Here is a 20,969-nt window from a genome sequence, read left to right as displayed (position 1 = left end):
GCAACTTTAACATGATGCCAACTTGTTAACCCTTAAGAAGACAAACCTAATTTAATGACAAATTTAAATACAATTTGCGTTTCGTTTGTCTCTTTTTTGTTCTGTTGAAGAAATTATTTTGCAATAAACATCGTGAATATTTAGCGAAATCTTGCGCAATTTTCACCCTTCGTTAGAGCCAGAGATAATTGAAGAAAAGTCATCTTAACTTCGTAAATAAAGGGTAATGGCTTGGAATTAGCAGAGCCACTCACTCGTGACTGCATAAATATTCGATTCATCAAGGCGATAATTCAAAAAAAAAGGCGAGCCCTCAGGCTCGCCTTTTTGTCGACTGACTTCAGCTTAGAAGCTGTAGCTGTAGTTTACGCGGTACTCACGACCGAAGTTGTTGTACAGGTAGTCGAAGTTGTTGGCGTACTTACCGTCGCTGTCCAGTACTGGGTCACGGTCAAAGACGTTGTTCACAGTGAAGCGGATCTCGCCGTAACCGTCAGAGGTGTAGGCGTAAGTCGCGTTGTGAATGGTCCAAGACGGCAGGTGACCGGATGGCTTCAGGGTACCGGTTGGGTTACCTTCAGCATCGAACTCAGGCGCAGTCTCCTCGAAGGTGTCACCAGTGTAGTTGATGTTCCAGGAGAAGCGGTGATCAGCCAGGGCGTAAGTGAAGGTCGCGTTGGCCTTCCACTCAGGCTGCAGAGCCCAACCGGCGGTATCCTGAACAGGACCGTTGTAATAGGCTTCCTCTTCGTAGGCCATGATGTAGCTGGAAGAGATGTTGAAACCGAACTCACCGTACTCGGTGTCGTGGTTCAGGTCCAGCTCAATGTCCACACCCTCAACGTTGAACTCAGCACCGTTTACATAGGTGGTTTCAACCAGCTCGATGGTGCCGTTGCTGTTACGGGTCATGGACACGCCTTCGATGTCCAGTTCCTGGCCCAGGAACTCGGCCCAGATCAGATCCTGCACACTGATGGTGCTGATGGCGTCTTCAACCTGGATGTTGTAGTAGTCCAGTTTGATGCCAGCCCAATCGGTGATGTCCCAAGCCACACCGAAGTTGTAGGTGGTGGACTCTTCCGCCTTCAGGTTGGGGTTGGCCTTGAAGAAGGTGTCGTACTGTACTTCGGAGCACTTATCCAGAGCAGTGCCAATGTTCTGACAGTTTACATAGTCAGTGGCGTACTCGGCGCTGAAGGAGTCAGCAGAGAACAGCTCGCTCAGGGCAGGAGCACGGAAGCCCTGGCCCCAGGAAGCACGAACTACGATGTCGTCAGTGGCATTCCAGCGGATGGACGCTTTAGGCGCGATGTTGTCACCGAAGTCGGAGTAATCGTCGTAACGCAGAGCCAGGTTCAGCTCCAGGGTGTCGATTACAGGAATCACGGTCTCATAGAACACAGCGGTTACGTCGCGCTCACCGGCGGAGCTGCCACCGGAGCCACCGCCCACCAGGCCGGCTTCGGACTGAGCGTCAACCTGAGAGCTGTAGGTGTACTCGATGTACTCGGCACCGAAGTAGTGACCGATATCACCGGCAGGCAGGGAACCCAGGGTAAAGCTGGCACCAGCATACAACTGGTTAAAGTTCAGCTTGTCTTCCTGCAGGGTGGTGGCACCCATGTTGGCCACGCCCTCTTCACTGTCCAGAGGGATGTCGTTGTTCAGGTTGTAATCCAGACCGGAGTAGCTCAGGTAGGTGTTACCAACGTTCTTGTTATCGGCCTTGTTGTAGTGGTAGTAAACTTCCCAGTCTACACCGTCACCGATGTCCAGCAGGCCACGAACACCGGCCAGCAGGTCGTGAGACACGTCGGTCACGTCGCTGTTACGGTTACCCAACTGGTACCAACGGAAGTAACCCTTGGTCTCTTCGTCATAAGGGTTGTGGGTGCTGTTGGCAGGAACGTTGCTCCAGGACGCAGCGGCAGGCGCGAAACGACCCCAGGAATCTACGCGGCTTACCATCGCCTGAGAGAAGAACTCAACGTCTTCGGCGATCTCATAGCTGGCATCAACATACAGAGTGTTGCGGTCCAGAGAGGCTTTGTTGGTGGAGATGTTGCCGTAGGCGTAAGCACAAACAGCGTTACCAGGGCCCCAGGCAGCACCGCCCATCTCACCGTAGAAACCATCTACGTTGGCAGCCAGGTTGTCACAATCAGGGGACGCTTCCAGCAGGCCAGTTTCAGGGTTTTTGATGGTCGCACCGTAGTAGGAGTAACCGTCGGTTTCGTTATAGATGTCGATGACGCCGTCACCGTTCAGGTCAGTCGCCCAAGGCGCGGAGTAATCGCGGTCCTTGTCATAGATGCCGTCACGCTGCTGACGCTCATAGGAAACGGTCAGGTTGCCCTTATCGGAGCTCATGCCAGCCAGGATGGAGAACTCGGAGCTGTTGGTGCCATCGTCGTGCTGACGATCACCAACACCACCGGAAACAGTCAGGCCTTCGAAGCCTTTCTTGGTGATGATGTTAACAACACCGGCTACGGCGTCAGAACCGTATACAGCAGAACCACCGTCGGTCATCACTTCGATACGCTCAACAGCCGCCATAGGCAGGGTGTTCAGGTTAACGGAGGAACCACCGGTAGTTGGGGAGCCAGGGATACGACGACCGTTGATCAGTACCAGAGTACGGTCGGAGCCCAGGCCTCGCAGGCTCACAGTGGCCTGAGACTGCCAGCTGTTACCTGAGGACTCAGAGAAGGAACCGAAGCTGTTGAAGTTGCTCTTACGCAGAGCATCAGCAGCGGTAAAGATACCTTCATTAACCATGGTTTCAGCATCGATGATGCTTACTGGGGTGGCCCCTTCCATGTCGGTCCGCTTAATGCGGGAACCAGTCACTTCAATGCGTTCTACATCGCCATTTTCCTCGGCAGCGTAAGCGCCAAATCCGCCAAATGCGGTGGCACCAGCAGCCAACAGCATTACACGGCGAACAGACTTCGCAACTGTGGTATGGGTTCTCATTATAATTCTCCCTAAAGTGACGCAAACTTTACTGTTTACGCCATTTTATTCATTTTTGTTGATAACGAGTTTGCTACTCGACGCTAATGCTGCACTTGATTACAACATTGTGTCAACTAGTTAAATGTAAGGCCAAAGTTGTCAATGTTAATGCCTTGTTGCCGCCCACCGTGCAATTTAAAACCAAATTTTATTCAGGTCTCAAATTACGGCGATATAACTGAATAGCCACACGTTAACCATGTAAATTCCGATAACATTTCCTCTACATAACTCATCCATAAATTTCTCGTATAATGACTCTAATCGTAGCGAATACTTATTCATTAATGGTTTGAACTCCGCTTGATCACAAAGGATCTGCATCACAAATTTGAGTCATATCGAGACCATTAACTTTTTCATGCGTGGCGTTTTCGACGACATCGTCAAACAGGATATGGGCAATGATCTCATCCGGAGGGAACACTGTCCGCTGAGGCGAACGACCCATTGGGGGGAAGTGCAGGATGCAGCGCTCAAAAAGAAAACACCGAACGCCCAAGAGGGAAAGCCAAACTTGGAGAAAACAAAAAAGGCAGCCCGAAGGCTGCCTTGCGATCACTTTAGGGAGAGTGATTAAAAACGGATGGAGACACCACCGAAGTAGGTGCGGCCAATGGTCTCGTACACCTCAGGTACGGTGCCGGCATCGTTGCCATAGGGCACCATCGGCGGCTCTTCGTCGGTCAGGTTTCGCACACCCAGAGTGGCACTCACCATTTCGTTGATGTAGTAGGTACCAGACAGGTTGTGATAGGTGATGGAGTCGATCTTCTCACCGGTGTTGATCTCATCCATGGAACCGATGTACCGGGCCGAGTAAAGCAGCGCAAAATCATCATGACGCGCAGTCACAGTGAAGTTGTTCTTCACCTCGGCGTAGCCACCGAACATGCCACCAATGGTGCCGGTGTAATCGATACCATCCTGGTCAAACTCCAGCAGATAGGTCAGGTCATTGTTGATCAGCCACTCCAGCCCGGCCGCCTCGAAACGGTAATGGGCATTGAAGTCGATGCCGCTGGTGTCCTGGTAGCCCACGTTGGTCAGCGGGCTGGTCAGGTTCTCCAGGTTGCCGTCCGCAGTGATGTTGAAGGTTTCACAAGCGCTGGCATCGCCGCCATAACAGGCATCCAGTCCCGCCTGCACATCCATACGGGCGATGGCGTTATCAATCTTGAAGGACCAGTAATCCACGGTAAAGGAGAGGCCATCGGCAAAGGCGGGGGAGTAGACCACGCCAAAGGTAAAGGAGTCAGACTCCTCCGCCTGCAGCTCCTCATCTGAGGTGTAGTTCACCAGGATCTGCGCGTCCTGGGCATTGCCCCAGGGATCAATCAGGTAATCGTAGGAGCCGGTGTTACCACCGTAGAGCTCGGTCACATTGGGCGCGCGGAAACCGGTGGCCACGACGGAGCGGAACATCAACTCATCGGCCGGCTCCCAGGTCAGACCCACTTTCCAGGTGGTGGCGCCGCCGAAGGTGTTGTACTCATCGTAGCGCAATGCAAACTCGGCACTCAGGGTGTCGGTGAAGGGAATCGCCACCTCCTGATAGAGGGAGAAGACGTTGTAATCGCCATCGGTGGGGTCCTGCTGCGCAGCAGTACCCTCCCCCGCCACAATCACCGGGTCCGGGTTGTAGAAACCGCTCTCGTACCGGTACTCGGCGCCCAGAGCAAAGGAGACCATACCTGCGTCCACCTCAAACAGGTCACCGCTGATGACACCGGCCAGAATGTGCTGGTCATTGCCGCCATCGTTGGTTTCCAGGTAGGAGATGTCACTGATGAAGGGGTCGATCTCCTCGGAGTTGCCGGAGAACCAGGCATCCTGGTTGGCGTAGATGGAGTCTTCCATCTTCACCGCATTGATGGAGTTGTGCACCCAGGTGTCCGCCCGGTTGCGGCCATAGGTATAGGACAGATCCCAGTCCATCCCCTGGTTGATGTCAGCGTAGCCGCTGAACCCGGCAGAGAGTCTCAGGGTGTCGGTCTCCTGCTCATAGATGCGAGGACCGGCTTCCACCATACGACGACGGTAGTTGATGCGACCGGTCTCATCGGCGGAGATGCCCGCAGCCAACATGTCATCGGTCAGGGTGATGCAGCGGCTCGGGTCCACGCCAGGCTCGCCACAGACGTCCAGCATCACGTCGGCAGGCTGAGGCGCCATCTGCTGCTTGGACTCACGGCGGGTGTAGAGCACATCCGCGGTGAAATTCAGATCGTCGTTCAACATCTGAGTGGTGTTGGCAAACAGGCTATACTTGGTGCTGGGAGTTTGCAGATAGCTGTCATCGGTATAGTCGTAACCGAAGTCGCGCTCCTTCCAACCATCCTCGGTGGGCACATAGCCGCCCAGGGAGCCACCTGGCACAAAGGAGCTGGCCCCGGCAGGCACCCAGTCGCGATCCGCCTGCATCACTTCACCGCGATCGGTGTAGGAGAAACCCACCGTGTAGTTAGCGCTGTCGGTGGAGACACCATAGAGGGCGGAGATCTCGATGTTTTCACCGTCCCCCTCCTCGGTCATGTCGCCGTTGATGTCCAGTTGGAAACCTTCGAAGTCGGTCTTGGTGATGATGTTCACCACACCGGCGATGGCATCGGAGCCATAAACCGCCGAGGCCCCGTCTTTCAGGACTTCGATGCGTTGAATCATCGCCACCGGGATGGTGTTGAGATCCACGGCGCTGTCGGCTCCAGAGCCGGAGTTCACCATGCGGCGGCCGTTGAGCAGCACCAGGGTACGGTTGGCGCCCATGCCGCGCAGATCCACCTGGGCCACACCGTCGGCACCATTGTTGGTGGTCGAGCCTACCGCAGCACCCGCCATGGAGGGCTGGGACTGCAGCACCTGGTCAACTGAGGTGTAACCTTCAGCCTTGATGGTCGCAGAGTCAATCACGGTGACCGGAGAGGCGGTCTCCATGTCCTGACGCTGAATGCGGGAACCGGTGACCTGAATGCGCTCCACATCCTCCAACTGCTCCTGGGCCACGGCAGTACCTGTAACCGGCAACATGGCGCCGGCGATTACCCCAAAATGTACGGCTCTGGCCAGATGGGTTGGCTTATTCATCCCTTTCTCCCTTCTTATGATTGTCGTTGTTATGGGCCCCTCTTTTGGGGTTTCCCTGCCAGGATAGTGATGAATCACCAAATTAAGGTCAACGAAAGGAATGTCATGCTGCGGTAACCCCTTTGTTAAGGGGAAATCTCATATTGTGTGGGGAGTCACGAGCGACTGAATATTTAGCTGCGTTTATCTTTAGAAATAAGTGAATATCACTTTGCTAAAGTGCCAAAGCCAGTGACAAAAACATCAGCAGGGGGTTTACAGAGTTAACTGGCCAGATCGCACTAATGTGACCCAGATCACGCAAGCACAAAAAAAGGGGGACAGTCTGTCCCCCTTTATCACACTGAAATTGGATTAACTTCTCGCGGTCTCAACCCAGCGGCGAATCTTCTGCTCCAGCACCGCCATGGGCAGAGAACCCGAGGTCAGAACCTGGTTGTGAAATGCCTTGAGATCAAAGTTGTCACCCAGTTCCTTCTCGGCATCGGCGCGCAGTTCCAGAATCTTCAACTGGCCCACTTTATAGGAGAGCGCCTGGCCGGGGATCGCCATATAGCGCTCTACCTCGGCAATGACGTCGGTCTCTGCCAGAGGACTGTTATCCAGCATGTACTGAATCGCCTGCTCCCGACTCCAGCCCTTGGCATGCAGGCCGGTGTCCACCACCAGCCTCATGGCGCGCAGCATCTCATCAGAGAGCTTGCCAAAGTACTGATAGGGGTCGCTGAACAGCCCCATCTCAATGCCCAGGTACTCGGCATAAAGGGCCCAGCCCTCTTCAAAGGCGGTGTAGCCACCAAAGCGCTGGAATTCAGGCACCCCGTCCAGCTCCTGCTTGATGGCGATCTGGAAGTGGTGGCCTGGAGCCGCTTCGTGAAGAGACAGGGTGGTCATGCCCCATTTCGGCTGAGCCTTGAGGTTGAAGGTGTTGATATAAAACACCCCGGGACGGGTGCCATCAGGCGACGGCGCTTCGTAAGAGGCACCGGCGGCAGAGCGCTCCCGGAAAGGCTCGACGGGCTTAACAATGTAATCCGCTTTGGGTGACACATCGAAATAGCCGGGGAGCACCGCATCGATGCGACTCTTCAGCCCCATGTAGCCGTCCACCAGGTCCTGCTTAGTGGTGAAGAAGAACTTGGGGTCGCTGCCAAGGTGCTCGAAGAACGCCGCCAGATCGCCCTCAAAGCCCACCTGCTGGCGCACCCTGTCCATCTCACTGAGGATCCGAGCTACCTCCTGAAGGCCCAGCTCATGGATTTGATCCACCGGCATCTGGGTAGTGGTGTTCTCATTCGCCAGGAACTGGTACCAATCCTTGCCATTGGGCAGCCCCCACCAACCATGGGAGCCCCGGGAGGCGGGCAGGTAGGTCTCGGTCAGGTAACCATCGAGCTTGGTCAGTGCCGGCATCAGCACCGTCATGATGGCGTCGTCGTAGCGGGCCTTGAGCTCAGCCTGCTGCTGCTCATTCAGATTCGCGGGCAACTGGGCCAGTGGCTGGGCAAAGATGCTGTCGGCGGGGTTGTCCACCAACTGAGCCTGAATCTGAGGGATCATTCGCTCCACCAGCACCCGGGGCAGCACCACCTTGGATTCAATTCCCTGGTCCATGCGCACAATGGCACTGTCCACCCACAGGGCAAAGCCCTGCATGCGGCCGATGAAGTTATCGAAATCCTGTTCTGTTGCAAAAGGCTGAGCCGATTCTCCGCTGCCCAGCTGCACCAGAGTAAACACCTTGGAGTAGAACTGATTGAGGGGCAGCCAGCGAGAGGGGTAGGTCTCGGCTTTGAGCGCGGTCTGAACGTTGTAGCGAATCACTTCGAAGCCAATCTGATTTTGCTCCGACAGCTGGGCAACATCAATCTTGTTGAGGTCGTCCAGCATTGTGCTGTTCATATCATGGCGAGCCTTGAGGTAGTCCTCGGTCAGCTCGTTACCAAACAGGTGGTTGTACTGGCTTCGACCAGCAAAGGTAGCACTGATGGGGTTGAGGGCCAGCTGGTCCTCAAAGTACTGGTCAACCATCTCCAGATACTGCTGTTCCATGCTTTGTTGGGTCTGTACCTGGGCAGCGTCAGCATTCTGCTCCTTGGGGGCCTGGGCCGGCCCACAGGCGGCGGTGCCCAGCACCAGCGCCAAGGTCACGGCGAGTTTAGCCACTCTCATTCGGTGCTCCTTGTTGTTCCATTTTTTTGGTGAGAGACAGTATGAAAAAAGCCCCGCAAGCGGGGCTTTTCAATTAGATGCGGACTTTCTTCCGCGCTGCGGTGTCCTTGATGTAAGAGAGCCAGCTCGTGGCAGCTTTGGCCGTCTTCTTATCTTTGGTTGCCGCTTCACAGGCCGCATAGGCCTGTTTGTATTTGCCGTCGTAGAAGTAGGCCTGAGCCAGAACCATCTGCAGCTGACCCTTGTTCGTCAGGCCATCAGCCTTCAGAGCATTGTTGCCAGCAGCCTGGGCCGCTTTATACTCCTGGGCTTCCAGCAGCAGCGCTGCCTGCTTGGAGTAGTGCTTGGCCTTGTTGCTCAGCTTGGCCGCTTCGCCGTAATACTGGGCCGCCTTCTTCACCTCTTTAGCCTGGTGATAGGTATTGGCCAGCATGGACAGGGAAGTTTCGTCCTTCTCTACAATGCCTTTGCTCAGGTACATCTCCTGAATCTTGGCAGACTGGAACGGTACCTCGTTCTGAGCGTACAGTTGCGCCAGCATCTTGTAGTGAGAGGGCTTCTCCAGCAGGTCCTGACGGTAGGCTACGTCCATGGTGTAGAGGGCTTTCTTGTAGTCTTCACTGAGCAGATACATCTGCGCCAGCTGGACCCACAGCTTGCTCTCTTCAGGGAACAGCTCAACCATGGTCTCAACAACCTTGGCCGCCTTGGGGTACTGCTTGGATTCGTAGTAGGAACCCATCTTCAGTACGTAGGCGTTCTTGTTGGGCTTGCTCTCCAGGGCGATGGCCTTGTCAGCCAGAGGGATCACCTTGTTGTACTGCTTCAGCTCATACTGAGCCTGGCCCATACGCAGGTAGACGTTTTTGTCTTCCTTACAGGTGAACGCCATCCACTTCTCGTAATCTGCCAGTGCACCCTTGTACTGCTTCTCCTGCATACGCAGGTCAGCCAGCAGTCGCATCGCCTGGGCATGGTCAGTGCCACCCAGTACGTCTGCGTCTACGGCCAGTTGCAGATACTTCAGGGCTTCAGAGGTTTTACCCTCAATGCCGGCGTAGATATTACCGATGAAGCGGTTCACGTAAGCCTTGTCGAACGCCTGCTTGGGACTGATCTCAAGCATCACTCTCAGGGCTTCATCCATCTGATCGGTCGAGTAGAACTCGAACGCACGCTGAACCTTCTTACCCACCCGCTCGGACATTACCTTGGTCTGACGCTTGTCGATTGGGCACTTCTCTTCCGCGGCCTGGGCCTGGGGCAGGGCTGCTACGCCCAGTGCCGCCATAACCAGAGCAGGCAGCAATTTGCTTTTCATGCGCATGATACCTCCTCCTTAGCCTTGGTCTTTGTTGAGTTTGAAGTCCAGGCGAACGGTGATGCCAGGCTGTTTAACCGGCTTGCCGTCAACGATCTTGGGCTTGTACTTCCACTTACGCAGTGCGCGCTTCGCTTCTTTATCGAACAGGCGCTTAGGCTCGGCTTCGATAACAGTGATGTCTTCAGGCTGACCCAGTTCGTTGATGGTGAACTTCATCACCACGTACCCTTCTTTGCCCTCACGGAGAGCCTTCATGGGCCACTTGGGTTCCATCCGAACGATGGGGGTCGCGTCACCGTCGCGCATCATTGCGCCGCCGACATCACCCATGCCGGAGTTGACACCACCGATATCCACACTGGGCACATTGATGGAAACAGCGTCGGAAACCTCATTGGTTTCGGGCTGCAGATCAATGGGCTCTGGCGGCTTCTCTGGCGGCTTCGGCGGCTTCGGCTTAGGACGGTCACGATTTTGTGCCTTCGCGTCCTGGCGATCCATCACGATCTCAATCGGCGGAAGATCGACACTGTTGGCGGCGCGCTTGGCGCCACCGTCGATCAAAAACGCCATGAAAGAGAACAGAGCGAAGGTCACCGCTGCGCCAAGTATTAGGGCTAACAGTGATCTCAGCATAATTACTCTTCCTTCGCTGCTACGGAGATGGTGTTGATACCGGCAGCTTTCACCTGGTCCATCACCTTAACTACGATGCCATGCTTGGCTTCTTTGTCCGCCTGGATCATCACAGAGGCTTCAGGGGATTCAGCCAGCATACGTTCAACGTTAGCACGTACACGCTGGATATCCACTTCACGCTTCTCCATGTATACGATGCCGGCCTCGTTGATGGCGATGAAGATGTTAGCCGAAGGCTTCTTGCTCGCCTGTTGTGCCTTAGGACGGTTCACATCGATACCGGACTCCTTCACGAACGAGGTCGTTACAATGAAGAAGATCAGCATGATGAAAACGATGTCCAGCATCGGAGTCATATCGACTTCCGCACCCTCTGCTGGGGTTGCATGCTTTTTGCGTGCCATAATTCTCTCTCTAGTGGTGCGACAGACTATCCTGGAGCTTCTCAGCAGACACCTTCAGGGACGCATTCAGACGGGTGCTGAAAAATACGCCGGAGAGGGCTGCCACCATGCCGGACATGGTCGGGATAGTTGCCATTGAGATACCACCTGCCATCAGACGGGGGTTACCAGTACCCTGTACTGCCATCACTTCGAATACTGCAATCATACCGGTTACGGTACCCAGCAGGCCCAACATGGGGCAGATGGCGACCAGAGCGTTGATAACACCCATACGGGCAGTCAACTGTTCCTTGGCCTGGGAAAGCCATGCTTCACGGATGCGGTGGGCATGCCAGGAGGTTTTATCCTCGCGGGCCAGCCAGTTCTCTACTACCTTCTTGCGCACCTTGGGGAACACAAAACTCAGGTAGAAGTAACGCTCCAGCATCATGGCCCACATCAGGAACAGGGCACCTGCTACAAGCCAGAGAACGTCACCGCCGGTTGCCATGAAGTCCCTGACAGACTCCCAGAGCTCTATCAGGTAAAGCATAATCACTTGCTCCTTGTTTCAGCGTGAGCAGCCACGATTCCAGCACTTTGCTCTTCGAGCACGTCCACTACGGCGCGGGCACGGCCAGCGACCAGAGCGTGAACCAGAATCAGGGGCAGAGCAGCGATCAGACCCAATACAGTTGTTACCAGAGCCATGGAGATACCACCGGCCATGATCTTCGGATCACCAGTACCGAACAGGGTGATGTTCTCGAAGGTCTTAATCATACCGGTTACGGTACCCAGCAGACCCAGCATAGGTGCGATAGCGGCCAGTACCTTAATCAGAGGTACGCCACGCTCGATGCTTGGGGTTTCTTTCAGAATCGCTTCGTCGATCTTCAGTTCCAGAGTCTCAACGTCAACGTCTTTGTTCTCCTGGTACACCTTCAGGATACGTCCCAGAGGGTTGTTGCCAGGGTTATCGACGTTCTTAATCTGAGAACGGATCTTGGCGGATGCCGCGGTCAGAGTCATAACCTTCCACAGGGCAATCAGCAGACCGAAGCCCAGCAGGCCGGCGATGATGTAGCCTACGGTACCACCCTGGTGGAATTTCTCTTCCAGAGACGCTTTCTGGGTGTAAACCTGCAGCAGCGCGCCCTTGGAGGGGTCAACGAAGGTTGCGGTGGTTTCACCGGCGCCGGCACCCAGGAACTTCTTCACAGAAGCGACTTTGTAACCCTCAGGCTGCTTGGGCAGCTCCAGGATGGTGCCAGTTTCGGAGTTGTAGCTCAGGTACTCGCCGTTGGCCAGCAGAGTAAAGGGACCAACACGGGTTACGCTCTGGTCGGCTACGTTACCGTTGGAGTCGGTGACAGGAGCGGTAAACTTAACCACCTTGCCAGACTCGGTCATTTCGGTCTGCAGGGAGATCCACAGCTCTTCCAGTTCCTTGATGGTCGGCAGCTCTTTGGCTTGAGCCAGCTTGAACATCAGGTCTTCACGACCAGGGTACTGGGCGCTGATCAGAGAGGCATCGATCAGACCGGCGGTGTCGTTGGACACCTGACGAACCACACCGAACATCTCACCCAGGTCACCTTTGGCGGTTTCCAGGTCTTTGTTCAGCTGGTTGATGGTCTGGTCGTTGTCGGAAAAGCGACGAACCAGGTCTTCACCACGCTGCTTCTCGGCAGCAAGGGTGGCCTTGGCCTTCTTCAGCAGGGCCGCCTTGTCGGCACGCTCTGCGCTGAACTCGGCTTCGCGCTTCTTGTTCAGTTTGGCTTCGGATTGACGCTCGGTCTTCACCTGGTTCAGCAGCTGATCCAGAGAAACGGCTTTAGGTGCCTCGGAGGCCAGGGCTGCACCACTGAAAGACAGCGCAGCGGCTACCATGGCGGTAGAGATCAACTTTTTCATTACTCAGCTCCCTCCGCGGTCTGAACAGGCAGTTTCAACAGGTCTGGGGCGGCCTGCTTACGGGCCATCTTGATGGCGTTAGCCACGCTGCGCATGTTGTCGTCAGGCAGAGCCTTCCAAGTGCGGGCGTTGTTGTCCCATACCCAACCGCTTTTCTGATCCAGGGACTGAGCCAGGAATACCACGCGGCCCAGGTGGAAGAAGTCTACGGTCAGTTCTTTGCCGTCGATGTTCAGCTTACCTTCGTAGGCAGCCATCTTGTTGCCGTACTCGTTCTCGATCTGGTAAGCATCCAGAACCAGACGGTACTTCTCTGCGGTAGATACGTTGGAGTCACCCATCACCTCTTTCAGACGGGCAACACGGCTGCGGCGCTCGTCGATGGAGAAAGGCACGTCCAGTTCGATGAACTGCTCCATGGTATCGATCATCTTGAAGGTCAGAGGGATGATGCCCTGCTTGGTCTTCTCGATGCCACCAATCTGGGTCTGCAGGGAAGCGATATTGGCTTCCTGATCTGCTACCAGACCGGCGTAGTAGTCGTTGTAGGACTTCAGGGTCTCATACTCGTCAACCACCAGACGGTAGTCGTACAGCATGTCCTGAGCCTGGTCATACAGTTTGTTGATCTTCTTTTGAGACTTTACGGCGTCTTTCTGAATCTGTTCGTCGGCTTTCTGAATGCCGGCCAGATCAGCGGCGGACGCAACGCCGGTGCCTGCCATTGCCACAGCAAAGGCAGTTGCTAGTGCGGTTCTTTTACTAATCACGGACATAGTTCCCAACCAGTCTTGTTGTGAGTTTGCGACTCCGGCGACATTATTATGGTGTGTACACCTATGCATTTTGTCGGAGCCAGTCCTACATTATTGGTCTATTTGTTATATATCCCTTGCTCTCTTTCCCTTTGCGAAGGTGAGCGCCCCCGCATCTTTCCACAGTTTGCCAAGGTGTGTCAACCGTGTTACCAAATGCTTCAGAGGGCAAAGATTAGATAAATCCGGCCGACGGGATAAATTTTATTCAAACAGCGCTTTTTTCTGTATTTTCTTCATGTTTATTCACAGCATTGACCAGTATCTAACTCCAAGCCAAGGCCTATGACAGGCTCAAGATTGCCATACATTATAACTCAATAGTCAATTCAACTGGAAACATCCCGGTAACACAGCATCAGTCACCCACAGATCGACCTGCGAAAAAACCACAAGCTTTGCACCGAAACTTGGAAACCTGAGCTTCCATTGACTGTTCAACTGGATTTACCGAAAGAGGAATAACGAGGCGGGTAGAAGCGACTGATTATGCATGCAGGATGTCGTTGGCAAAGATCCAAATAATGAAGATGTTTCGCCCAGGACAGTGAGGTACGTGATGCCGGCTGGCAAAGGGGGTCGAGGCAAGGTTCGTCTTAACAATAGGCATAAAAAATGCCGGCAGCGACGCTGCCGGCATGGATAGAGTGCGAGTGAGCTTAGAAGCTCATGCTGGCACGGGCGTAGTAGTAACGACCAATTACGTCATAGGTAGACACGTCGGTGTTGGCGCCGAAGGCGGAGAACACGAACGGAGGCTGCTTGTCGAACACGTTGTCCACACCCAGGGTGAAGGTCAGGTTTTCGGTCGCGGCCCAGTTGGTCTGGAAGTCCCACACGGTGTTGGACGGTACGTCACGGTCAAAGGCATCGGTCCACCAGCCAGACTCGGTCTCGGTTACACCGGAGATGTAGCGACCGGTTACCGCGGTGTCGAAGTCAGAGATGCTCCACAGTACGGTCAGGTTGGTCTTCCATTCGGCGAACATACCATCGTGACCCTCTTCGAAGCGGCCAGTGTGGTCGATGATCTCACCACCGGCGATCTCCTTCTCGTAGCTCAACAGGTAGGTACCGTCCAGAGCAACGCGGAAATCACCCCAGTCACCGGTCTCGAAGCCATAGCTGAACTCGAAGTCAATACCGTCGGTATCGATACCACCTACGTTCACCTGGTAGTCATACACGAACAGGATGTTACCTGGAACGGCAGAATCCAGACCGAAGCGCTCGATGGTGCCACAGTACTCACCACGCTCGTAACAGCCATCCAGACGAGCCTGGGTGCCGACGGTGGAGATGGCGTCGGTCAGCTCGATGTTCCAGTAGTCGATGGTGGCAGAGAAGCCATCCAGCCACTCGGGGTTGTACACCAGACCAATGGTGACAATCTCGGCCTCTTCAGGCTTGAGCTCGGTACCGTCGGTCCAGTTGTCGGCACCACCAATCTTGGTGGGGATCTGCTCAACACCGCCGGAATCGTAGCCACCTTCAGGTACGCCGGTGGCGATACAGTTGGCGTTAACCGGGCCGGCCTCACAGGGGTCGGTCGCTTCAGGGAAGCTGGTGCTGGCACCGCCAAACAGCTCAGTAGTGTTAGGGGCACGGAATGCCTCAGCATAGCTACCACGCAGCAGCAGGTCGGAGGTAGGTCGCCACTCAAGACCCGCACTTCCGGAGGTGTTGTCACCGAAGGTGGAGTAGTCGGAGTAACGGACCGCCAGGGTCAGGTCCAGGCTCTCAACCAGGGGCGCATCCTTCACCAGGGGCAGGTAGAATTCGGCGAAGAATTCATCCACGCTGTAGGAACCTTCGGTGCCTACGGCAGAGCCTGCGGTGGTGATGCCCTGCAGAATCAGGGAATCCGGGGTGTAGGAGCCGCTCTCTTTACGGTATTCGTAACCGGCAGCAAAGCCCACGTAACCGGCTGGCAGTTCGAACGCATCACCGCTGATGATGGCCTGAATGCCTTCCTGACGGTTCTGACCCAGCTCAGTGGTGTTGTAGTTACCACTGATGTACTGCAGCATATCGGCAGTGATCGCGGTGTCGGTGCCTGGCTGACCGAAGATGTTCAGAGGTACACAGCCATCGATGATGGCGCCCTCTTCGTTCAGACACACCAGAGACTGACCGTTAGGGGCATCGACAATGGGGTTGCCGCCGCCATCTACGATCAACTGGCCATTCTCATCCAGCCAGCCGGTAGGACCAACGGCTTCCGCTACGCGATCCAGGTTGAAGTAACCCTCGCCACGCTCAACGGAGTCGTTCTTACCGTAGTTGTAGGACACTTCCCAGGCCCAGCCGTTTTGCAGTTCACCCTCGAAGCCCACCACGGTGCGGAAGGTTTTGTAGTCACGGGTGTTGGCACGACCGCCGGTCTCAACCATACGGCGACGCCAGTCGTTGATCACGAAGGAGTTGCCATCGGGATCCTTTGGACCCTGAGTGCGGTTGTAGTAGTTATTTGGAGAGTAGGGCGCCGGAGAGCCGAAGAACACCAGGGGTGCCAGTGGCTCGGGAGCCAGCAGACGCTCACCATTGGTTTCTACGTAGGACACTTCACTGAAGGCACGAACTTCGCCCAGGAAACCTAACTCACCCAGCTCGTAGCTGCCAAACACGTTGGCGTAACGACGAGTGCTAGGAGTCTGCAGGTAGTTAACCGGGTTGTAGTTGTAGGAGTCGGTAGAGCCGTCATAGGCACGCCAGTCACCAAACTCCGGACCACGGGTCACGTTGTCACCGTCGTAGCCATCCATGTTGCCCCATGGCGGCGCGGAGGAGCCACCTGGCTGGGTGGTACCGTCAGGATAGGCACGCAGCTCAAACTCGGAGAAACCACGGTCACCCATCAGCGCCTGACCCTGATCGGCATATCCCAGTGAGACAACCACGTTGCCCTTGTCACTGGCGGCACCGAAGGTTACGTCGATGGACTTCTTGTCAGCGTCACCTTCACCGGACTCACCATACTCCAACTTAACGTCGAAGCCTTCGAAATCGTTTTTGGTGATGATGTTTACTACACCGGCGATGGCGTCGGAGCCGTAAACTGCAGACGCACCATCTTTCAGCACTTCAACGCGCTTGATGATGGCGGTGGGAATGGTGTTCAGGTCAACGGAGCCGTTGGCACCGCCACCACCGGCCACAACGCGGCGGCCGTTAATCAGAACCAGTGTACGCTCAGAACCGATACCCCGCAGGGAGAAACGAACGGAGGAATCACCGCCGTTGTTGGTCTGAGTGTTGACTGCTGCACCCGCTGAGGAGCTCAGGTTCTGCAACAGGTCACCCACGTTGGTGACGCTCATCTTTTCAATAGAGGCCTGGTCAATCACGGTAACCGGATTGGCGCCTTCCATGTCGGTACGCTTAATACGAGAGCCGGTGACCTCGATACGTTCGACACCTTCCTGTTCCGCCCAAACTGGGGCTGCGGTCATCGCGGCGGCAGAAGCACCGGCGAATAAGGACAGTCGAACAGCTTTTGAGACTGTGCTGCTTTGCATGTTTATCTCCCTAGACACATCAATGTGTTTATTGTTTTGTCCGTAGCGACTTGAATCCCAAATAAAGGACGCTTCGGTAGGGCAAGCCCTTTAGCAACACCGATATTAATCACAGGGGCAACAGCTATGCAACCTTTCTTTTACATGAGTTTTGTCAATGCACCACCAATAACCGCTCAACAAATAACCAAAACAAAGTTCGACCCACCTCAAGCAGTGAGCAGCATCCACAAAACCCACTCCAAAAAACGTATTTTAGTTTAATGTGCCATTGACAACCGGTTTGACACAATTTTTACAACTGGATTTCCGCCACGTTTGACGATCTAATTTTATTAACAAACCGGACACACACAATCATTAACTGCGCAAACTAGTCAGCCGACCTTAATAAACAGATATAAAAAAGGCCGCCCTTAGAGGGCGGCCTATTCTACAAATTTATATGTATATTACAGATAAATACGCAGACCGATGGCGAAAGCGTTGTCATCCAGGTCGTCGCCGGTACCGAAGCGGTACTCACCGTAGGTTTCAACGTTGCTGCTCAGCATTTTTGCTGCACCCACCAGGATGTCGGACTCGTTGTACTTGCGGCCCAGGGCTTCAACGTCATCTTTGGACTTGATGAAGCGGTGCATGGTGTACACGGTGGTGTCATTGTCGAAACCGTAGCTCAGTACAGATTCCAGACCCTCGGACTCACCGGTGAAGCGGTAGTCTTCCTGGTTGTCACCCTGCATGTAGGCTACCGCAGCGTACAGGCCCTTGCTCCAGGTGCCGTAGCTGGCAGATACGATGGTGCCATCAACGCTCTCACCATCTTCCAGAACCACACCGTTAGGGGTGGTGAAGGAACCGTCTACGTCACCGCCGTAGTAACCGGCACCCAGGCTTACCTGGCCAACCTTGTACACCAGGCTGCCGCCCATGCGATCGTCCAGGCCGTTCTCGGCACCCTGCCACTGCAGACCCAGAGTCAGGTCACCGGCACCGCCCAGGGAGAAGGTGTTGTGGTACTGCAGAGCCTGATCCGCACGGCCCATGCCGGTTTCACCGCCATCTACGCCGTAGGAGTATACGCCCAGGTGGTCGGCCCAGAAGGCGTAAGCGTAATCGGTGACAACAGCCACATCGTAGTAGACGGACCATTGCTTACCAACGGAGATGCGACCGTAATCGTCGTGAGAGATGCCGATGTAGCCCAGACGGGTTTTGAAGGATTCGCCGCCGTTCACCATGTTGAACTGGCTTTCCATGCGGGAGTCGACTTTGAAGCCGTTGCCCATGTCACGATCAAAGCTGAAGTTGATGCGTGGCATGTTGTCATTAATCTTGGTATCGCCGGATTTGTCATCCAGCTGTACGGTTAGGTGGCCACCCATGGTTACGGAATTAACACCGTCGTTATACAACTCAACTGCCTGTGCTTGGGCAGCCAACAACGCCGGAACGGCAACTGCAAGAAGTGACTTTTTCATCTAACCTAACCTTTTCGTCTATCTGATTCTTAGTGTGTCTCCCAATCCATCGCGAGCAACATTCATCCGCTGAAGGGGACCGAGACTAGCAAGAAATGTTCAAATCAGACGACGATCAACTTCACATTTTTGTCAGGCCAAATGCATTAAATCGCATCATAAACGCATAAATTACTTTTTAATAACCACCTTCGACTCCGTATCATTACAGAGCATTAACAATCCCTCATTAAAATAAACCCATCTGACCAGTCATCAGTTTTTCCAAGGTCGTGGGCGACGCCAGATGGGCAAGCACCGGCTCCACCACGGGCTCGATCTGCTTCTCCAGATAATGCTCGTAGTCCGGTACAGCGCCCCCCTCTTCCAGGGGAATGGGGCCACTGCGACTCATCACATAGGCTATCTGACTGCCGCGACGGTAACGCTGCCTGCCGAGCAGCCGGTTTGCCCGCTCCGCTGCCACAACGTGGGGCCCCTTAGAGCGGTATTCCCCCAGCTCCTGCCTGAGTCGTTTGCGGTACACCAGCAATTCGTCACACTCGCCTCGCATCAGTGCCTCGGTTCGCTCCAGCACCAAAGGAATCACCGGTTTGCCTTCAAACCAGTGTCGGTAGAGCCGTTGCTGCAGCTCTCGGGCCAGGGGTGTCCAGTCGCTGCGCACCGTCTCCATCCCCTTGAACACCAGTTCCAGCTCGTCCCCCTGCCGGGTTGCCCCGACATAACGCTTCTTGGATCCGGTTTCTGCGCCGCGAATGGTGGGCATAAAGAAGTGTTCAAAGTGGGTTTCAAACTCCAGCTCCAGGACACTGGTCAGTGCCAGCTCATCCTGCAGCTTCTGCTGCCAGCGGCTGTTGACCATCTGCACCAGCTCCTGGCCAATCTCCCTGGCCCGATCGGCGGTGAGATGATCGCCAACGTGGACAAAGGTGGAATCGGTATCCCCGTAGATCACTTCATAGCCCTGCCCTTCAATCCAGGACCTGGTGGTCTTCATGATCTCATGACCGCGCAGGGTAATGGAGGACGCCAGCCTGGGGTCGTGGAAGCGGCACCCTGCCGCCCCCAGCACGCCGTAGAAGGAGTTCATCAGGATCTTGATGGCCTGTGACAACGGGGCATCTTTACTGGCTTTGGCCAGTTCCCTCTGCTGCCACAACCCCTCAATGATGATGGGCAGCCGATGCCGGCGTCGATGAAACCGGGCGCCCCTGAATCCCTCGACCGATTCAGTCTCGTCCTCCTGGGTGGCCGCCAACATCCCCATGGGGTCGATGAGAAAGGTACGGATGATCGAGGGGTAGAGAGATTTAAAATCCAGCACCAGCACGTTTCGATAACGCCCTGGCCTGGAGTCCATCACATAGCCTCCCGGGCTGGGGGCGATATCACTCTCGGTCAGATCCGGCGCCACAAAGCCGGCGCGATGAAGCTCGGGCAGGTAGAGGTTGGTAAAGGCGGCCACAGAGCCGCCCAACCTGTCCATCTGCAACCCGGTCAGTTGCGCGCGTCGGCAGGCAAAGGGCAGCAGATGCAGCTTGTCGAAGATGCGACGAACCAATTCACAATCCATCAGGTTGTAGTGAGCCAGGGCCTGCTTGTCGTGATGGAAGTTATGCTCAATCTCCTCCATGCGGTTAGCACTGTCCTGGCAGGCCTTGCCCTCCCCCAGCAGCTCTCTGGCCACATTATCCAGGGCAAAACTGTCGAACTGATAGAAGGCCGCCTTCAGCCAGTCGATGCCATCGAGGACCACCCGGCCGGGGAGACCATAGCCCCGGCCAGGCCCGGCATGCTGTTGCCACAGAGGCAGGGTGTCACCCCGCCCCAGGGTAAAGGGGATGCCGTGCAGCTCCGCCCGCTTCTGCAACAGCTTCAGGTCGAAACCCACCACGTTCCAACCAATGATCACGTCCGGATCACAGTGGCGGAACCAGGCAAGCAGCGCGTTGATCAGTGCCGCCTCGTCAAAGCACCACCTTATATAGGAAGGAGATTCCGGTTGAGGCTCGCCGCGCATCAGCACGCAGACATCCATATCACTGTGCAAACCGATGGAGTAGAGCTCCCCCTCGCGGCTGCATTCGATGTCCAGTGAGACCAGTGTCAGGTTCGGCAGCCTGTCCGAGGCACGCACCTGCACCCCCTGAGCCCCTTTGCGCCAGGAGAGTGCCGAGGTGATGCGGCGCTCCATAAGAAAGCGGTCACAGGCGCGTACATCACGCTCCAGCAATGGAATGTCACGACTCTGGCAGAAGGATTGCAGCTCATACCACAGCTTATCCGAGCGAATGTAGATCCCAAGTTGCGGTTGATGATCGAAATCCCTGGCCTGAATCGGTGCCAGTTGCCACTGGCTGCGAGGCCAGGGATTGAGCCACTGTCTGACTGCCTGCTCCTGGGCGACGGGGACAAACCCCTGGTGAGCCTGGCCGGGAACAGTCAGCCTGACTGGCCCCTGGTCGGTGGCCAGCCAGTACTCCAGGGTGATGCCCTGCTCTTCGCCATATTGGTTGCGGCTCAGCAACCAGCCGGTTTGGTGTGTGGGTTCGGTCATTGAGGCATTCTCACCTAAATACTGGTATTCTGTACAGCTACTTTCCCCAACC

Annotated in this window: 12 protein-coding genes; all 12 read right to left on the bottom strand. The window is 55.3% G+C overall.

Annotation, left to right across the window (positions count from 1 at the left end; genetic code table 11):
• Positions 1–345: 345 nt before the first annotated feature.
• The 12 genes from G505_RS0115090 to G505_RS0115030 all read right to left on the bottom strand — a co-directional run bounded on the left by G505_RS0115090 (position 346) and on the right by G505_RS0115030 (position 20,917).
• Positions 346–2,982 (bottom strand): TonB-dependent receptor, encoded by a 2,637-nt coding sequence (locus G505_RS0115090; RefSeq protein ID WP_028110309.1) that lies wholly within the window; start codon positions 2,980–2,982, stop codon positions 346–348.
• Between the two features lie 618 nt (positions 2,983–3,600).
• Entirely contained in the window at positions 3,601–6,108 is a 2,508-nt protein-coding gene (locus tag G505_RS0115080) for a TonB-dependent receptor plug domain-containing protein (protein ID WP_028110307.1), read from the bottom strand.
• 354 nt (positions 6,109–6,462) lie between these two features.
• Complete coding sequence (locus G505_RS0115075) at positions 6,463–8,280, bottom strand: DUF885 domain-containing protein (protein ID WP_028110306.1); 1,818 nt, start codon at positions 8,278–8,280, stop codon at positions 6,463–6,465.
• A gap of 73 nt (positions 8,281–8,353) precedes the next feature.
• Positions 8,354–9,607 (bottom strand): tetratricopeptide repeat protein, encoded by a 1,254-nt coding sequence (locus tag G505_RS0115070; protein ID WP_028110305.1) that lies wholly within the window; start codon positions 9,605–9,607, stop codon positions 8,354–8,356.
• Positions 9,608–9,619: 12 nt separating this feature from the next.
• Entirely contained in the window at positions 9,620–10,240 is a 621-nt protein-coding gene (locus tag G505_RS0115065; protein ID WP_028110304.1) for an energy transducer TonB, read from the bottom strand.
• A 2-nt stretch (positions 10,241–10,242) separates the two neighbouring features.
• Positions 10,243–10,647, bottom strand: a complete 405-nt coding sequence (locus G505_RS0115060; protein WP_028110303.1) for an ExbD/TolR family protein — start codon at positions 10,645–10,647, stop codon at positions 10,243–10,245.
• A 10-nt stretch (positions 10,648–10,657) separates the two neighbouring features.
• Positions 10,658–11,182: a MotA/TolQ/ExbB proton channel family protein gene (locus G505_RS0115055; RefSeq protein ID WP_028110302.1), complete on the bottom strand. Its 525-nt coding sequence runs from the start codon at positions 11,180–11,182 to the stop codon at positions 10,658–10,660.
• 2 nt (positions 11,183–11,184) lie between these two features.
• Positions 11,185–12,546, bottom strand: coding sequence for a MotA/TolQ/ExbB proton channel family protein (locus G505_RS0115050; protein ID WP_028110301.1), 1,362 nt, complete (start codon positions 12,544–12,546; stop codon positions 11,185–11,187).
• Positions 12,546–13,322 (bottom strand): DUF3450 domain-containing protein, encoded by a 777-nt coding sequence (locus G505_RS0115045; protein WP_035385464.1) that lies wholly within the window; start codon positions 13,320–13,322, stop codon positions 12,546–12,548. Before G505_RS0115045 ends, G505_RS0115050 begins: the two co-directional genes overlap by 1 nt.
• A gap of 698 nt (positions 13,323–14,020) precedes the next feature.
• Positions 14,021–16,879, bottom strand: coding sequence for a TonB-dependent receptor domain-containing protein (locus G505_RS0115040; protein ID WP_028110299.1), 2,859 nt, complete (start codon positions 16,877–16,879; stop codon positions 14,021–14,023).
• A 452-nt stretch (positions 16,880–17,331) separates the two neighbouring features.
• Complete coding sequence (locus G505_RS21740) at positions 17,332–18,360, bottom strand: porin (RefSeq protein WP_157509241.1); 1,029 nt, start codon at positions 18,358–18,360, stop codon at positions 17,332–17,334.
• A 229-nt stretch (positions 18,361–18,589) separates the two neighbouring features.
• Positions 18,590–20,917: a DNA polymerase II gene (locus G505_RS0115030; RefSeq protein ID WP_028110298.1), complete on the bottom strand. Its 2,328-nt coding sequence runs from the start codon at positions 20,915–20,917 to the stop codon at positions 18,590–18,592.
• Positions 20,918–20,969 lie beyond the last annotated feature (52 nt).

Source organism: Ferrimonas futtsuensis DSM 18154 (assembly GCF_000422645.1).
Lineage (GTDB): Bacteria > Pseudomonadota > Gammaproteobacteria > Enterobacterales > Shewanellaceae > Ferrimonas > Ferrimonas futtsuensis.
This window is presented reverse-complemented; position numbering and strand designations above follow the sequence as displayed.

Excerpts from the sequence above, each read along its gene's own strand:
- G505_RS0115090 (WP_028110309.1), bottom strand. The coding sequence starts at position 2,982 with ATGAGAACCCATACCACAGTTGCGAAGTCTGTTCGCCGTGTAATGCTG.
- G505_RS0115080 (WP_028110307.1), bottom strand. The coding sequence starts at position 6,108 with ATGAATAAGCCAACCCATCTGGCCAGAGCCGTACATTTTGGGGTAATC.
- G505_RS0115075 (WP_028110306.1), bottom strand. The coding sequence starts at position 8,280 with ATGAGAGTGGCTAAACTCGCCGTGACCTTGGCGCTGGTGCTGGGCACC.
- G505_RS0115070 (WP_028110305.1), bottom strand. The coding sequence starts at position 9,607 with ATGCGCATGAAAAGCAAATTGCTGCCTGCTCTGGTTATGGCGGCACTG.
- G505_RS0115065 (WP_028110304.1), bottom strand. The coding sequence starts at position 10,240 with ATGCTGAGATCACTGTTAGCCCTAATACTTGGCGCAGCGGTGACCTTC.
- G505_RS0115060 (WP_028110303.1), bottom strand. The coding sequence starts at position 10,647 with ATGGCACGCAAAAAGCATGCAACCCCAGCAGAGGGTGCGGAAGTCGAT.
- G505_RS0115055 (WP_028110302.1), bottom strand. The coding sequence starts at position 11,182 with ATGCTTTACCTGATAGAGCTCTGGGAGTCTGTCAGGGACTTCATGGCA.
- G505_RS0115050 (WP_028110301.1), bottom strand. The coding sequence starts at position 12,546 with ATGAAAAAGTTGATCTCTACCGCCATGGTAGCCGCTGCGCTGTCTTTC.
- G505_RS0115045 (WP_035385464.1), bottom strand. The coding sequence starts at position 13,322 with ATGTCCGTGATTAGTAAAAGAACCGCACTAGCAACTGCCTTTGCTGTG.
- G505_RS0115040 (WP_028110299.1), bottom strand. The coding sequence starts at position 16,879 with ATGCAAAGCAGCACAGTCTCAAAAGCTGTTCGACTGTCCTTATTCGCC.
- G505_RS21740 (WP_157509241.1), bottom strand. The coding sequence starts at position 18,360 with ATGAAAAAGTCACTTCTTGCAGTTGCCGTTCCGGCGTTGTTGGCTGCC.
- G505_RS0115030 (WP_028110298.1), bottom strand. The coding sequence starts at position 20,917 with ATGACCGAACCCACACACCAAACCGGCTGGTTGCTGAGCCGCAACCAA.